Origin of the sequence: Janthinobacterium sp. SUN118, from assembly GCF_030397695.1 — a bacterium.
Classification (GTDB): domain Bacteria; phylum Pseudomonadota; class Gammaproteobacteria; order Burkholderiales; family Burkholderiaceae_D; genus Janthinobacterium.
Map to the genome: position 1 here is coordinate 165,136 of NZ_JAPUBV010000003.1, position 16,664 is coordinate 181,799.

General features: G+C 61.4%; 8 protein-coding genes. 5 read left to right on the forward strand and 3 right to left on the reverse strand.

Features of this window, described 5'->3' with window-relative positions; translation table 11 throughout:
- The first annotated feature begins 420 nt into the window (after window positions 1–420).
- Window positions 421–1,485 (forward strand): 3-deoxy-7-phosphoheptulonate synthase AroG, encoded by a 1,065-nt coding sequence (gene aroG, locus O0880_RS19845; protein ID WP_289888723.1) that lies wholly within the window; start codon window positions 421–423, stop codon window positions 1,483–1,485.
- 74 nt (window positions 1,486–1,559) lie between these two features.
- Here the strand turns inward: aroG and O0880_RS19850 are convergent, their stop codons facing one another.
- The 3 genes from O0880_RS19850 to O0880_RS19860 all read right to left on the reverse strand — a co-directional run bounded on the left by O0880_RS19850 (window position 1,560) and on the right by O0880_RS19860 (window position 10,400).
- On the reverse strand, window positions 1,560–4,403 hold the full coding sequence (locus O0880_RS19850) for a TonB-dependent receptor (protein WP_289888321.1): 2,844 nt from the start codon (window positions 4,401–4,403) through the stop codon (window positions 1,560–1,562).
- A gap of 358 nt (window positions 4,404–4,761) precedes the next feature.
- Window positions 4,762–7,440: a TonB-dependent receptor gene (locus O0880_RS19855; protein ID WP_289888323.1), complete on the reverse strand. Its 2,679-nt coding sequence runs from the start codon at window positions 7,438–7,440 to the stop codon at window positions 4,762–4,764.
- Window positions 7,441–7,619: 179 nt separating this feature from the next.
- A complete protein-coding gene (locus tag O0880_RS19860; protein WP_289888324.1) occupies window positions 7,620–10,400 on the reverse strand; it encodes a TonB-dependent receptor in 2,781 nt (926 codons plus the stop codon).
- Window positions 10,401–11,021: 621 nt separating this feature from the next.
- Here O0880_RS19860 and O0880_RS19865 point away from each other — a divergent pair.
- Genes O0880_RS19865 through O0880_RS19880 form a run of 4 tightly spaced genes read left to right on the forward strand, consistent with a single transcriptional unit; the run spans window position 11,022 to window position 16,644 of the window.
- Window positions 11,022–12,857 (forward strand): ABC transporter substrate-binding protein, encoded by a 1,836-nt coding sequence (locus tag O0880_RS19865; protein WP_289888327.1) that lies wholly within the window; start codon window positions 11,022–11,024, stop codon window positions 12,855–12,857.
- Window positions 12,858–12,885: 28 nt separating this feature from the next.
- A complete protein-coding gene (locus O0880_RS19870) occupies window positions 12,886–13,824 on the forward strand; it encodes an ABC transporter permease (RefSeq protein ID WP_034760169.1) in 939 nt (312 codons plus the stop codon).
- 9 nt (window positions 13,825–13,833) lie between these two features.
- Window positions 13,834–14,943: an ABC transporter permease gene (locus O0880_RS19875; RefSeq protein WP_071325136.1), complete on the forward strand. Its 1,110-nt coding sequence runs from the start codon at window positions 13,834–13,836 to the stop codon at window positions 14,941–14,943.
- A gap of 9 nt (window positions 14,944–14,952) precedes the next feature.
- A complete protein-coding gene (locus tag O0880_RS19880) occupies window positions 14,953–16,644 on the forward strand; it encodes an ABC transporter ATP-binding protein (RefSeq protein ID WP_071325135.1) in 1,692 nt (563 codons plus the stop codon).
- Window positions 16,645–16,664: the final 20 nt, after the last annotated feature.

Consider the following 16,664-nt stretch of genomic DNA (forward strand, 5'->3'; position numbering starts at 1 on the left):
GCTTGTCGTCGATAGAATGGCTGGCGTGGCGTGGCTGCCACGACGGGCACAGCGGTGGCGCCCGGATTCAGATGCACGGCGCGGGTTCACAGCGAGATTCACCGCGCGCAACTTTTTATGCTTTTTTGCGTGTTGTGCAGTGTAAAACGGCAGCAGCATGCGGCTTTGCCGACAAATATGCTTGCCAACCCTTGCAATTTAGGTTTATAGTCAGCCATCACTCAGGGATGACTCGCATGTTCGCTCGCCACTTTTTTACCGCTTATTTTTACTTTAGCAATTCCAACCCAAAGGCGGTGGAGTAGCGGACGGTTCACGTAGCAGCAAAAACGAGATCCCAGCAAATTCTAAAAAACCGCCACTGATGGCGGTTTTTTTTTACCCAGATGTTTTACCCTTGTTCAAATTTTGGAGAAAATGATGCCCCGCACCGATGATTTGCGTATTCGCGAAATGAAGGAATTGACTCCGCCGTCCCACCTGATCCGCGAATTTGCCTGCTCAGAACAAGCCGAACAGACCGCCGCCAGTGCGCGCATCGCCCTGCACCGCATCCTGCATGGCCAGGACGACCGCCTGATGGTGGTCATCGGGCCTTGCTCCATCCACGACACCAAGGCAGCCATGGAATATGCGCGCCTGCTGGTCAAGGAGCGCACGCGTTTCGCCGGCGAACTGGAAATCGTCATGCGCGTGTACTTCGAAAAGCCGCGCACCACGGTGGGCTGGAAGGGCTTGATCAACGATCCGTACATGGACAACAGCTTCCGCATCAACGACGGCTTGCGCATGGCGCGTGAACTGTTGCGCGACATCAATGAGTTGGGCTTGCCTGCCGGTACCGAATTCCTCGACGTGATCAGCCCGCAATACATCGCCGACCTGATCAGCTGGGGCGCCATCGGCGCGCGCACCACGGAGTCGCAGGTGCACCGCGAACTGGCGTCGGGACTGTCCTGTCCGGTCGGCTTCAAGAATGGCACGGACGGCAACGTGAAAATCGCCGTGGAAGCCATCAAGGCCGCCTCGCAGCCGCACCATTTCCTCTCCGTTACGAAGGGCGGCCACTCGGCCATCGTCTCGACCAATGGCAATGAGGATTGCCACATCATCTTGCGCGGCGGCAAGACGCCGAACTACGACGCGGCCAGCGTGGACGACGCCTGCAAGGCCATCGCCGCGCAAGGCCTGGCGGCGCGCCTGATGATCGACGCCTCGCATGCGAACAGCTCGAAAAAACCGGAAAACCAGATCCCCGTGTGCGCCGATATCGCCAGCCAGGTGGCGGCGGGCGATGGCCGCATCGTTGGCGTGATGGTGGAATCGCACCTGGTGGCCGGCCGCCAGGATTTGATTCCAGGCAAGGAATTAATCTACGGCCAGTCCGTCACGGATGGCTGCATCGACTGGAGCGCCAGCGTGGCCGTGCTGGAAAACCTGGCGGCTGCCGTGAAACAGCGCCGCTTGCAGGGCGACGCGGAATAAAGCGTGCGCGGCATGAAAAAAAGCCCGGAAAGCTAAGCTTTCCGGGCTTTTTCAATTCTCAGCTCACAGTCAGCTTAGAACTTGTAGGAACCGCTCAGGTAGAACTGGCGGCCCAGGGCGCTCGAGTACGATGGGTTGTAGCCCACTTGATGCGAACCCGTGTTGCGCAGGGTGAATGGCGGGTTGCGGTCGAACAGGTTCAGGATGCCGCCCGTGATTTCCACGTTCTTCAGCGGACGGTAAGCCGTCTGGAAGTCGAACGTGGTGTAGCTCGGCACTTCCAGCTGGATGCCATAGCATTCGCCAGGGCTGCCGGCCACGATGACGGCGCAGTCGTCGACCGTCTGTTCCTTGTCCGTGTAGCCATTGCGGTAGCTGGCGCTCAGCGTATGCGTGAACTTGGCCGTCTCATACGTGGTGCTGGCGCGGATGATGTTGCGGAAGCTGACCTTGTCGTTCGAACCGTAGCGGTTCAGGCTGGTTTCCCATTGATCATCGGTGCCTGGCGTCGTGTAGCGCGAACGCAGCAGATAGGTACCCATCAGACGGCTCGTCAGGCGACCGTCCAGCAGCTTCATCTTGTGGGTGAAGTCATAGTCGATACCGCGGTTTTCCACTTTGCCGATGTTGATCGGCAGCAGTTTGATGGCCAGCACGTCCTTGCCCGTCGAGCTGATGTGCTTGGTGGTGAACAGGTTGGCGTACTTGGCTGGATCGTTGAAGATCAGGCCTTCCGACACGGCCGTCACCTGGTCGCGGATTTCCACGTTCCACAGGTCGAACGACATCGACAGGCTGTCGATCGGCTCGAACACGGTGCCGATGCTCCACTGTTTCGACGTTTCCGGCTTCAGGTCGGGATTGCCGCCCTGGAAGGCTTCGAATTGCTGGCGTCCCACGCCGCTGCAATAGCTGGCCAGCGGGTGACCGGCCATGCCGTTGGCTGCCGTCAATGGGCATTGATAGTTACCACCGGTAACGCCCCAGTCTTCCAATGGACCGGCGATTTCCTGCATGCTGGCGGCGCGGAAGCCGGTGCCGGCAGCGGCGCGGAACATCAGGTTCTTGGCGGCCGAGTACTTGCCGCTGACTTTCCAGGTGGTGGCGTTTTCTTTCTTGCCCACGGTCTTGCCCGTCAGCTTGTCATCGATGGCGCCGATCTGGTCATAACGCAGCGAGCCCGTCATTTCCAGTTTCTTCGAGATCGGCAACATCAGTTCGGCATACGCGCCGGCGTTGTCGCGCGCATATTCGCTGTCGACTTGCGGATTGTCAAACAGGATCTGCGCCTGCTTGGCGACGTTCGCCTGTTGCACCTTGTACGAGGTGTTGCGGTAGTCGGCGCCGACACCCAGCATGGCTGTGCCGCCTGGCAGCGAGAAGACAGGACGCGAAGCGCGGCCGTCGATGCCCTTCATTTCCACGGTTTGCGTGTTGTAGGTGCCGCTGAAGCCGGTGCCCAGCAAGGCCTGGCGCATGGCATCGGGCATGGCGCCGACAGGGTAGGCGAACGGGTCGATATTGCCGGCGGCCACTTGCGCGTCAAACTTGTCCGACAGCGGGAAGCCGCTCACGTAATCTTGCGTCTGCTTGTTTTTCGAGTACGTCACCGCCGAGTTGATATCCCAGCCGAATGCGTTGCCGTCGATGCCGGCGACGATGTGGGTGGCCTTGGTGCCATAGTCGTACACGCGGTTGCCCATTTCCGACAGGCGGTATTTGGCGATGGCGCCCGTGGCGTTGGCCAGTTGCTCGGGCGTCAGGCCCGGTGCCAGGTATTTATTGAACAGCGGCGAGCCGACGGGGACCGAGAAATCGGCCGGGTACGGCGCGATGCTGGCGATGATGCGCGCTTCCGTGTAGGCCAGGTCATAGAAGCCCTGGAAGCCGGTATTGCCCAGCTTGACGCTACCGGAGCTGAACAGCGAGTCGCGCTTCGATTCCGGATTGATTTCGATGGTCGACGGCGAATCGAAATAGCAGTTGCCGTCGCCATAGAAGTCCATATTGCTGGCGGCGCATTTGCCGCCGTTGGCCCGCGCATACGGATTTATGTTGACGCTGTCCACGTACGGTTTTTGGGTGTCTGGATTGATCACCAGATTGCCGTTCGCATCGGTGCGGTTGTAATCGACGGTGGCGTTGGCCGGCGCGGAGCGCGAGGAACCGTTGATGAATTGCAGTGCCTTGCCGGTCTTCGGATCGTTGAAATTGATGATGCCGCTCTTGGCGAAGCTGCGCTGCGATGCTTTCAGCGATTTTTGTTCGTCGTGGCTGGCCGACACGAAGATGCTGTAGCCGTCGTCGTCGATGTCGCCGAAGCCCTTGCTGATCGAGAACGAGTTGCTGGCGCCGCCCGATTCTTCAGGACGCGAGTACTTGGCATTGATTTCCAGCGGCGATGCGCCTTTTTTCAGGATGAAGTTGACCACGCCGGCGATGGCGTCGGCGCCATACAGGGCCGAGGCGCCGTCGGTCAGCACTTCCACGCGTTCGATGGCCGACAGCGGAATCGAATTCAGGTCGATGGTGGTGCCCGAATTGGACGGCGCAATGCGGCGGCCGTTCAGCAGCACCAGCGTGTAGGCTGCGCCGATATCGTGGATCGACGCCGTGGTGACGCCGCCGCCGCCGCCGCCGACCGAATCGGCGGCCACGGAGAAGCCCTGCATCGCGGGGATTTGCTGGATGAAATCGGTGACCGTGCTGACGCCGGTTTTCTTGATGTCTTTCTGGTTGAACGATTGCACCGGCAGCGACGCTTCCGAAGCGATGCGCTTGATGCTCGAACCCGTGACTTCCACGCGCTGCATGGTGCCATCCGTTGTTTCTTGCGCATACGCTGCATGCATACCCAGGGCGATACCGCCAGCAAACATCAGGCGCAGCGAACGCGACATTACATTTTCTATCATCATCTGAAATTCCTTGTTATTGTGATAAAGATGGCATTTATTTTGAAATAACTTGTTGCTCACCAACAATTTATTTGCCACTTTCAAATTCCACCAATGAAAATTCTGTAAATTTTCAGGGTCCTCATCAAAACATTCGCGATTCAGATTGTCAATTTCGTGCAGACTTTTTGGACGAAATGCAACAAATTGCTATTTTTTTTGCATTACTTCAGGAATAAAATATCGTGAACACTTGTCAGCCATGCTCAGGCGGGTAAAATAAAACGGCGCACATCATCGCTGATGGCGCCGCTTTTAGCCTGGCTGGCACACGCTTGCCAGCGCTGCCTTGTTTCATTGCTTTCCTGCCGATTTTCCCCTAGAACGTATAGCTGCCGCGCAGGTAGTACGCGCGACCGACCGGGTCCGTATAGCGCGGGTCATAGCCTTTCTGGAACAGCGTGCCCTGGTTCGAGAACGGCGGTTCCCTGTCCAGCAGGTTCTTCACGCCCGCCATCAGCAGCAAGCCGCGCCACGCATAGCTGGCCGACACGCCCAGCAGGCTGTACGACGACACGTCGTGCCGGTACTGCGGCGCCACCTGGTTCTGGTCTGTGTAGCGCGACTTGAACGATTGCGACACGGTCGCGCCCCAGTTGCCCTTGCGCCAGTTCAGCGCCGCCGTATGTTTCCAGCGGAATACGGGGTTGTTGTCCGCATAGCGGCCCACGTTGGCGATGAATTCCCCGCCGCGCTCGTTCTGGTAGTCATACTTGCGGGTCCAGGTGCCGTCCACGGACAGGCTGACATTGCCAAACGCGCCGCGCCCCAGGCGGGCATTCAGGCTGACGTCGATGCCGTCGGTTTTCACTTCGCCGAGGTTGTCGTTCAGGTCGAGAATCGCATACGGCGAGCCATCGGGATTGCGCAGGAACAAGGCCTTGTACTTTTCGTAGTTGCCGAAGATCGATTGTTCCGGCAGCGCGGCGATCTTGTCCTTCAAGTGGATGTTCCAGTAATCGATGGCAACGGTCACTTCCTTGACCGGTTCCAGCACCACGCCGACGGCGAAGGTAGTGGATTTTTCCGGCTTCAGCTTGTCATTGCCGCCTTGCAGCTTGAATTGCTGCAAGTCGCAGTCGCGCAGGGGATTGGCGCCCGGCTGCGGCACGCCGCCCGGACACAGGATGGGGTCGTCATAGGAATCATTGGTGTCGTTGCGCGATGGCGGCGCATTCTTTTCAAACAAGGTGGGCGCGCGGAAACCCGTGCTGGCCGAGCCGCGCAGCACCAGCGCGCTGCTGGCCTGGTAGCGCACGGCCAGCTTCGGATTGGTGGTGCTGCCCACGTCGCTGTAATGGTCGAAACGGCTTGCCAGCTGCACTTCCAGGTCCTGCAGCAGGGGCAAGTTGAGTTCGCCGAAGACGGCTGCGATGGTGCGCGAGCCGCTCTTCGACAGCGAACCGGACAAGCCTGAACTGGCGGCCTGGCCGGCGATGTCGCGATTCACGTTGAAGTTGGCCCGTTCGCGCCGCCATTCGGCGCCGAGCGCGAGCGCCAGCGCTCCGCCGGCCAGCGGCATCAGCTCGCGGCTGCCCTTGATGTCGATGCCCGTGGTGGTGACCCTGGCATTCTGCACTTCGCCGCGCAGGGCGGTACTGTCGAGGTAAGACTTGCCGGCCGCGTCCTGCAGGCCGAACGGATTCAGGATGCCGTTCAGTACGCCGGCGGCAAAACTCGCGTCCTGTACATAGCCGCCCGTAAATTGTTCCGACGACTTGCTGATCGCATGGCTGAGGCCAGTCCTGTAATCCCAGCGGGCCAGTTCGCCTTCCAGCGCCAGCACCAGGCGGTCGGCCTTGCCGTGCGAATCGATCTGGCGCTGGCCCGCCTCGACGGGCCGCCAGTTGACGCTCAGGGGCTGGCCCGACAGGCCCGGCTGGGCCGGCACGCCGCCCGCGTTGCCCGGATAGTATTTGCTGCTGGCAGGCAGGCTCAGGGCCGTCTGCGGCGGCGGCGCCGTGCGCGCCTTGACCTTGTTTTCCGCATGCAAATATTCGACGCTGGCAAGGTGGCCGCCACCGAGCTTGAAGGCGCCCTTGCCGAAGACGGCCAGCTGCTCCTGCGCGGGCAGGTCGTCGATCTGGCGCGTGTAATCCTGGCGGCAAGTGCCGTTGGCCGGCACCGCCGGCACCGACAGCGGCGGCAGGCAGCCGCTGGCCGCAGAGGGATTGCCGGCCAGGCCAGCGCCGCCGTTGGCGGCCGCATCGAAATAATTGCCGGGGAAAGTCGTGCCGCTGGTAATCGACAGGCCGCGCGCGGGAATGACGCCGGTCTGCGAGAAGGCGCGGTCTTGCGAGGTCAGCACTTGTTGCTTGTGGTAATCGGCCACGCCGAACAGGTTGTAGCCATCCGCGTCGAGCTGGCCGACGCCCGTCGACAGGTTGAGCCGGTGTTCGTCGGCGCCCTTGTGCTGGGGCGCGATGACCTCGGCCGTGACAGTCGTCGCGTTGACGGAGCGCCTGGTGATGAAGTTGATGACGCCGCCGATGGCGTCCGTGCCGTAGATGGCCGAGGCGCCGTCGCGCAGCACTTCGACGCGCTCGAGGGCGGCAAGGGGGATGATGTTCAGGTCGACGCTGGCGCCGTCGTAAGGATGGTTGGCGATGCGCCGGCCATTGAGCAGGACCAGGGTCTTGTCGCCGCCCAGGCCGCGCAAGTCGGCACTGGCCTGGCCGCCCGTGGGCAAGCCGCTGGTATTGCCGCCGACGGCATTGCCGCTGCCCATGCTCGACGCATTCGCGGGGATCTTGCCGAGCACTTCCTGCGCCGTCGTCAAGCCTTGTTTGGCGAAGTCCTCGGCCTTGAAGATGGACAGCGGCGTCGCCGTTTCCGCGACGAGCCGCTTGATCGAGGAACCGGTGACTTCGACGCGCTGCATGGCGGGCGCCCCGCCGGCGGCGCCGCTGTCCTGCGCCATGGCCGCATGGCCATGCGCGCCGAGCAAGGCTGCGCACAGCAGGCGCAAGGTGGGGGAGGGGCTGCGGGGTTGCATCATCTGACACTCCTGTGGCGTGGTCATGGCCAAGTGGCCTGCAAGGGAGTTTTACAGGCGCGCAGCAGCTCAGGTTTGCGCTGGCACAAGCAGTGTGTGGATGAGCGGGCGCGCGCCACAGTCGCGGACGAAAAAAAAGGCGGTGATTGCTCACCGCCCCGCGTCATGACGGCTGTGCCGGCTTAGAAGAACTTGTAGCTGGCGCCCAGTTTGAAGTAGCGGCCGATGGCGCCGCTGGCATCCATCGGGTTGTAGCTCATGCCGCCGTAGGTCAGCGGATCGAGCGGCGCGATCTTGTCGGTCACGTTGTTGATCGAGGCATACAACTGCAACTGCTTGCTGTAGTTCCAACGCGTCGACAGGTCGAGCGTGGTGAACGAGGCCAGTTTGCAACCGTTCGGCGCCGGCGTGCCGTTGGCCAGCTTGGAAGCGCATGGGTCGCCTTCAAACTTGATATTTTTCATATCCGAACGGTAGTTCACGATGCCGCTGAGATTCCAGTTGCCCAGGTCCCACGAGCCGGTGACATTGATCTTGTCCTTCGGCGTGCCGGCGCAGTTTGACGTATCGCAATTGCCATGCGTGCCGGCGAACTGGTAGCGCACGGTGGAGGATTCTGCGCGCACCCACGACGCGATATGCGTCCACGTCATGCCGAACGTGGCGCGGCCGTATTCGCCCAGGCGCACGCGCTGCTTGACGTCCAGGTCGATACCCTTGATCTCCGTGAAGCTGGAGTTGCGGTACGGTGCCTTGGTGATCAGCAAGGTGCCCGTGTTCGGCGTGACGACGCCATTGATGGTCAGGTTGTTGTCGGCGCGGATGGCCGTCGGCAGGGCCGCCGCTTCGTTGTACGGCAGCGGGTTGATCTCGTTTTCACGCTTGATCTTCCAGCCATCGAGCGACAGGCTGGTATCGTTGAACGGATCCCATACCAGGCCCAGCGTGTAGCCCTTGGATTTTTCCGGCTTCAGGTTCGGGTCGCCGATCTTGACGGCCGCCACTTGCAGTTCGCAGTCGCTGGCATTGGCGCCAGGCAATTGCTTGCCACCTGGGCAGCGCACGGGATCGCTCACGGTCGAGGTGCCGGTCGATTGCGAATTGGCGTTGCTTTCGGCCGGTCCCGGTGCGCGGAATCCTTCCGAATACGTGCCGCGCAAGGCGAAGGTTTTCAGCGGCGTCCACTTGGCGCCCAGTTTCGGCGTCGTCGACGAGAAGCGGTCGTATTTGTCGTAGCGCAAGGCCGCCGACAGTTCCACCGTCTTGATCACAGGCGCCAGTACTTCCAGGAACACGGCCGATACCTTGCTGTCGCCCTTGGCGGCCACATAGCTGGAGTTGATCGAACCGTTTTCCGTGCCCGACAGCGATGGATTGTCGAGCTTGTCGCGACGGTGTTCTGCGCCCACGGCCAGGCCCATGGCGCCGCCCGGCAACTGCATCAGCTCGCGCGATGCCTTGAAGTCGATGATGTCGAGCTTGGTCGTGGAATCGGAGGTGGCGTTCGTCACCATGGCCGCGTACAGCGACGCCGGATTCTTGCCCGCCTGCGCGCCGATGTAGTACGGGAAATATTGGCTGTTCGGATTGCCCAGCGCGTCCTTGACGACGGCCATGTTGAGCATGTTGCTGTAGTCGAGGTGCAGCTTCGATTCCGAGTGCGTATAGCCGGCATCGTAATCCCAGCCCATGGCATTGCCCTTGACGCCGAGCACGATGCGGTTGAACTCGTTGTTGGCCTTGCGCGTGCTCGCGCCCACGTCGAAGGCCTGGTAGCGCACGCGCACCGGCACGCCGTACGGGTTTTGCGGATGGTTGGCGGCCAGCACGATGGTCGTGCCGGCGCCGGAACCGTAGTTGATGACGCCGGTCGGACTGCCGGCATTGGGCGGGAAGGCGATGGTGGGCGTGATCGACGGCGGGATCAGGGTGAAGGCCGTATCGCGCTTCGAGTAGCCCGCTTCCGCATACACCTGGGTGTCGGCGTTGACTTGCCATGTGCCGCGCGTGTACAGGTTGACCGATTCGATCTTCGGCTGCATCGAGCGGAACTGGTCGTGATGCCACAGGCAGCCGCCCTTCGGATCTTGCGGCGAGGACGAGGACAGGGCGGAGCAGCCGGGCAGGGCCACGTAATTGTTGGTGACGGGATCGCGGATCAGGCCGACCGGCGAGGCGTTCGCATCGTTGGTGCCGTTGATGTAGCCGCCGGCGAACTGGGTGTTGATCGCATAGCCATACGGACGCAGGTCGCCCTTGCCTATCCATTTGCGGTCGGAGCGGTCCTTGTTCATCAGCATGTCCGACTTCGTGTATTCGGCATTGATGACGAAGTTGTATTTATCCGTGTCCAGGTTGCCCTTGCCGAAGGTTAGCGAAGCGCGGTGCTGCTTGGCGTCGCTGTCGCCGGATATGCCCGTGTCGCCTTTCAGGGTCAGGCCTTCGAAATCCTTGCGCAGGATGATGTTGACCACGCCGGCGATGGCGTCTGCGCCATACGTGGACGAGGCGCCGTCCTTGAGGATCTCGATGCGTTCGACGATCTGCATCGGCACGGTGGACAGGTCGGTAAAGCTTTTCTGGCCATCGTCGGCGCGCGCGAACGGCGCCATGCGGCGGCCATTGAGCAAGACCAGGGTCGAGGTGGCGCCCAGCCCGCGCAGCGAGATGGCCGTGGAGCCGGCCGCGAAGCCGTTGCCGAAGCCCGTCGGCAGCGAGCCGGCGCCATCGGCGGTCAGGGTTTGCAGGTATTCGGCCACGGTGGCCTTGCCTGATTTCATCAGGTCGTCGCGGGTGATCACCTGCACCGGCGATGCCGTCTCCGCCGTGGCGCGCTTGATGCTCGAGCCGGTAATTTCCACGCGTTGCACATTGGCGTCTTGCGCCATTGCCGGCGCAGCCATCAGGCCCAGGCTGACCGCTGCCACGCTGCCCGAAAACATCAGGCGCACGGAGCGGGACATAACTGTTTCCATCATCATTCTCAGAACTCCGAAAAGTACGCTCGGCTGGCCGTCCTGCGGCGCAACCGCGCTGGTCTAAAAAAGATTGCTGCGTCGGCAATCGCTGTGGCGAATGCGGCAAATGTGAATTGCCGCCACTGATATGACCATTTGCCGTGAAACCTTGTCAACGCGCACATGTGACCTTTCATCATGGAAACAACAGTGTTTTTTCTCATGTTGCGGTGTTTCGTAATTAGTAATTATGCAAATGTTGCGTTGCGATATACGCTTTCCTCCGCGCGCCGACCATCGCCGCCATTCGCGACCGTCCCGGTTTCTGTCAGGCGGCCTCATCTGTGTATCGGCACCGTCATGTTGCAGTGCGCAAAATAAGCCGGGCGATACGGGCGGCTGTTGCCGCACGCCATGGAAGTGCCGCGGCTTTTTGCCCGGCGCGCAAAATATGCGTTATCGTTACGCCTTTTTCAGCGCGCCTGCGCAGCGGCGCCGCTACCTGGAAACAAGGCACAGATCTTGCGAGGATGGACTGGTTTTGGCGGTGGACTCCTGTATCCCAGGGGGAAGCCAGTACAAGCGCACCAATACGGTGCGACAGATAATCGAGATGAAGGGTATTACATGAAGTTACCATGGATGCGGCGCGTGGCGCTGCTCGCCTGCCTGGCCACCCTGCCGCTGGCGGCCACTGCCGTTGACGCTGCCTCCGCGGCAGCGCCGGTCAAAACCTTGCGCTATATCCTGCCGGCCGCCGAGACGGGCTTCGATCCGGCCACCGCGCGCGACCTGTATTCGAACCACATCACGCAGGCCGTCTTCGACACCCTGTACACCTATGATTACCTGGCGCGCCCCGTCAAGGTGGTGCCTGGCGCGGCGGCGGCCATGCCGGAAGTGTCGGCCGACGGCAAAACCTATACCATCCGCCTGAAAAAAGGCATCCTGTTCACGCCCGACGCCGCGTTCGGCGGCAAGCGCCGCGAGCTGACGATGGCCGATTACGTCTATTCGTGGAAGCGGCTGTTCGATCCGCGCCTCGCGTCGCCGCACAGCTGGTTGTTCGAAGGCAAGGTAGTGGGCCTGGACGACCTGGCGAAGGACGCGGCCAAGTCGAACAAGCTCGACTACAGCAAGAAAGTTGCCGGCCTGGAAATCCTCGACCCGTACACCCTGCGCATCTCGCTGACCAAGACCGATTTCAATTTCCCCATGATCCTCGCCTACGTGCCGACGGCCGCCCTGGCGCGCGAAGTGGTGGAAAAGTATGGCGACGTGAAGGGCGAAGTGGGTTCCAATCCCGTCGGCACCGGCTACTACACGCTCGGTGAATGGACGCGCGGCAACCGCATCGTCCTGAACCGCAACCCGCAGCACCTGCCGGAAACGTGGAATTTCATGGCCGGCGACGATCCGGACGACCAGCGCATCGTGCGCCAGATGCAGGGCAAGCGCATTCCCGCCATCGACCGCATCGAAATTTCCGTGATGATCGAAGACCAGTCGCGCTGGCTGTCGTTCCAGAGCGGCGGCACGGACGTGTTCTGGCTCGATGGCCCGCTGGCGCCGAAAGCGCTGCTGAACGGCAAGCTGCGTCCCGAGCTGGCGGAGAAGGGCGTGCAACTGTCACGCTTGCTGGATCCGGAAATCAGCTATTACTACTGGAACATGGAAGATCCCGTGCTGGGCGGCTTCGGCAAGGAAAAGATCGCGCTGCGCCGCGCGATTGCCATGGCGCACAATATCGACGAAGAAATCCGCATCATCTGGAATGGCCAGGCCAAGCGCCTCGACTATCCGATCCCGCCCGGCGTCGTCGGCTACGATCCGCACTACAAATCGCTGCTGCAATACGATCCCGTGCTGGCGAACAAACTGCTGGACAAGTTCGGCTACAAGAAGGGCGCCGACGGCTGGCGTACCTTGCCAGACGGCAAGCCGCTGCTGATACGCTACGCGTCGCGCAACGAAGCCAATGGCGTGCTGCAGGCGGAAATGTGGCGCAAGACCTACAACTCGCTGGGCATCCGCATGGAAAACGACCGCATGATCTTTTCCGACATTTTAAAAACGGAAAAGCAGTGCAAGATGCAGACGCGCACGGCGCCATGGCTGGCCGATTACCCGGACGGCGACAACTTCATGCAGCTGTTTTATGGCCCGAACACGCACCAGAACAACAATGGCTGCTACCAGGATCCGGAATACGACAAATGGTATGCGGCCAGCCAGGCCATGCCGGCCAGCCCCGAGCGCGACGAGCTGTTCCACAAGATGGCGCGCCGCCTGGAAGTCAATGCAGGCGCCCTGATCGGCTACGCGCGCTACCGCAACATGCTGGCGCAAAAGACGGTGCAAGGCTACAAGAAGCACCCGATCCTGTTCCAGGAATGGGCGTATATGGATATCGACAGCAGCGCTGCGCCAGTGGCGCCTGCTGCCGACCCCGCTAAAAAATAAGCGCAGCTTATAACGACAAGGAATCATTATGTTTGCTTATATCCTGCGCCGCCTGTGGCAGATGCTGCCCACCATGCTGGGCGTGGTCTTGCTGGTGTTTATCCTGTTCAACTGGGTGGGCGGCGACCCCGCCTACATCCTGGCCGGCAAGATGTCTAGTGCGGAAAGCATCGCCAACATCCGCCGCCAGCTCGGCGTCGACCAGCCATACTATGTACAGCTGTGGATCTTCATCAAGCAGATCGTCACGTTTGATTTCGGCCAGAGCTGGGCCACGGGCGAATCCGTGTCGCACATCATCACTTCGCGCCTGGGCCCGTCGATGATGGTGCTGATCCCGCTGACCGTGCTGGAAACCTTCTTTGGCGTGGCGCTGGCGCTGGCCATCGCCTTCGTGCGCGGCTCGCTGACGGACCGCGCCGTCATGATCGCCTGCACGGTGGGCATGTCGATTTCCATCCTCGTCTACATCATCGTCTTCCAGTACGGCTTTGCCTACAAGCTGGGCCTGTTCCCCGTGCAGGGCTGGGGCGACAGTTTCTGGGAAAACCTGCTGCGCTATTCCACCTTGCCGATCCTGATCGGCCTGGCCGTCTCCATCGCGCCCACGCTGCGCCTGTTCCGCACCTTCGTGCTCGACGAGGCGAACCAGGATTACGTGCGCACGGCGCGCGCCAAGGGCTTGAAGGAAGGCCGCATCATGTGGGTGCACGTGCTGCGCAATGCCGCCATCCCCATCATTACCTATGTGATGTCGAACTTGCCAGCCCTGCTGATCGGCGCCTTCCTGCTCGAGCGCTTCTTCGGCATTCCTGGCATCGGGCGTGAAGTGATCCTGGCCGTCGAGCGCAGCGACTTTCCGGTGATCAAGGCGATCACCGTGTATGTCGCCGCCGCCACCATGCTCTTCAACCTGCTCACCGACCTGCTGTACCAGGCGGTCGACCCTCGCGTACAACTGAAGTAGAAAGAGACGATGTCGAAACCTCATACATCGCCCGGCCTGTGGGCCCTGGCGTGGCGCCGTTTGCGCGGCGACAAGATTGCAATGGTATCGCTGGCCGTGGTCGGCGCATTTTTCCTCCTGGTGCTGGCGTCCGCCAGCGGCCTGGTGGCGTCGAACTGGGAAGATGAAGTGGCCGTCAGCTATGCGCCGCCGACCTTTGTCGGCGCCGATGCGGACGCGGGGGGCGATGGCGCCATCCACGTGCCGGACGAGCGCAGCGCGCCCACGCCCGTCAACGTGCTCGACCCGTTGGCCGACGACATCGCCGAACTGCGGGCCCAGATGGGCAGCAATCCATCGGCTGGCGTGGAAATGTACGGCGTCACCGACCCGCTGGCCGACGACTTGACGGCCTTGCGCGCCGGCATGGGCAAGGCCAAGAAACTCGTCACGCACAAGGCGGCAACCTTGCCGTTCGGCGCCGACAAGTGGGGCCATGACATCATCCAGAAAACCATCAAGGGCGGCGAAACGTCGATCGTGGTGGGCCTGGTGGCAGCCTTGCTGGCAGTCGTGCTGGGCACGCTGTTCGGCGCCGTGTCCGGCTACTTCGGCGGCATCGTCGATGACTTCTTCAACTGGTTCTACAGCATTTTCACGTCGATTCCATCGATCCTGATGATCTTGACGGTGGCGGCCGTGCTGCAGCAGAAGGGCGTGCTGACCATCGTGCTGATCCTGGGGTTGACGGGCTGGACGGGGCCGTACCGTTTGATACGCGCCGAATACATCAAGCACAAGGCGCGCGAATACGTGATGGCGGCCGACGCCATCGGCGCCTCGCACTGGCGCAAGATGTTCTCGCACATCTTCCCGAACGTGAGCCACGTTGCCTTGGTGCAAATGTCCATCCTCGTGGTGGGCTTCATCAAGGCCGAAGTGATTTTGAGCTTCCTCGGCTTTGGCGTGCCGGTGGGGACCGTCTCGTGGGGCAGCATGCTCAACGAGGCACAGAATGAACTGATCCTGGGCAAATGGTGGCAGCTGACGGCCGCCGCCACGGCGATGGCCGTGCTGGTGACGGCGTTCTCGCTGTTTACCGATGCCTTGCGCGATGCGCTCGACCCCAAAGTGAAATAGGAGTTGCTCATGGACCAGAATAACCTGTTGGAAGTGCGCGACCTGCGCGTCACCTTCCGCCTGGACAAGAAGACCACGTTCGAAGCCGTCAAGGGCATCTCGTTCAACGTGCCGCGCAACAGCACCGTGGCGCTGGTGGGCGAATCGGGCAGCGGCAAGTCCGTCAGCTCGCTGGCCGTGATGGGTTTGTTGCCGCCGGATAACACGATCATCGATCCCGGCTCCAGCATCCATTTCGGCGGGCGCGACCTGCTCCAATTGTCGATTGCCGAGCGGCGCACCATGTGCGGCAAGGATATTTCGATGATCTTCCAGGAGCCGATGTCGTCCCTGAACCCCGTCTTCACCGTGGGATTCCAGATCGCCGAAGTGTTGCGCCAGCACATGGGCATGAACCGCAAGCAGGCGCGGGCGCGCACGCTGGCGCTGCTCGAGGAAGTGGGCATTCCCGATCCGGCCACCAAGATCGACGCCTACCCGAGCCAGATGTCGGGCGGCCAGCAGCAGCGCGTGATGATCGCCATGGCGATTGCCTGCGAGCCGAAGCTCCTGATCGCCGACGAACCGACGACGGCGCTGGACGTGACGATCCAGAAGCAGATCATGGACCTGATCGCGGCGCTGCAAAAGAAACACCAGATGTCCGTGCTGTTCATTACCCACGACCTGGGCCTGGTGGGAGAAATTGCCGACCAGGTGATCGTCATGCGCCACGGCGAAGTGCGCGAGACGGGCGAGGTGCGCCAGGTATTCGAAGCGCCGACCGATGCCTATACCAAAGCCCTGCTGCATTGCCGTCCGTCCCTGGACGAGCGCCCGTGGCGTTTGCCCGTCATCGCCGACTATATGGAAGGCAAGGCCGGTCCCGGCGTGGCAGTGAAGCAGCGCACGCGCGGCTACACGCCGGGCGACGAACCGGTGCTGGTGGTGAATAATCTGAGCAAGAGCTTTTATACGCGCGAGGGCCTGTTCGGCAAGCGCGAGTTCCAGGCCGTCAAGGACGTGTCGTTCACCTTGCCGCGTGGCAAGACACTGGGCGTGGTGGGCGAATCCGGTTCCGGCAAGACGACGGTGGGCCTGACCCTGCTGCGCCTGCACCAGGCGACGGGCGGCACGGCCATGTTCCACGGCAAGGACCTGATCGCCATGCCGAACAAGGAATACCTGCCGTATAAGCGCCGCATCCAGATTATTTTCCAGAATCCGTATGCCTCGCTGAACCCCCGCTTTACGGTGGGGCAGATCTTGCTCGAGCCTATGCGCATCCACAACATCGGCGCCGATGACAAGGAACGCATCGCCAAGGCGTACTGGCTGCTCGACAAGGTGGGCTTGCCGGAGCAGGCTTTCCACCGCTATCCGCACGAGTTTTCCGGCGGCCAGCGCCAGCGCATCGCGATCGCCCGCTGCCTGACCATGCAGCCGGAAATTCTAGTCTGCGACGAATCCGTGTCCGCGCTCGACGTGTCGGTGCAGGCGCAGGTATTGAACCTGCTCCAGGATTTGCAGGATGAATTCGGATTGTCGTACATCTTCATCTCGCACGATTTGTCGGTGGTCAAATACATCGCCGACCAGGTGATGGTGATGCATAAGGGGCAAGTGGTGGAGCTGGCCGATTCGGATGAGCTGTATCGCAATCCCGTCCATCCGTACACGCGCACCTTGCTCAGTGCCATTCCGAAAGGCGTCCAGGTTTAAATTCGCTTTTACGGTAAGAT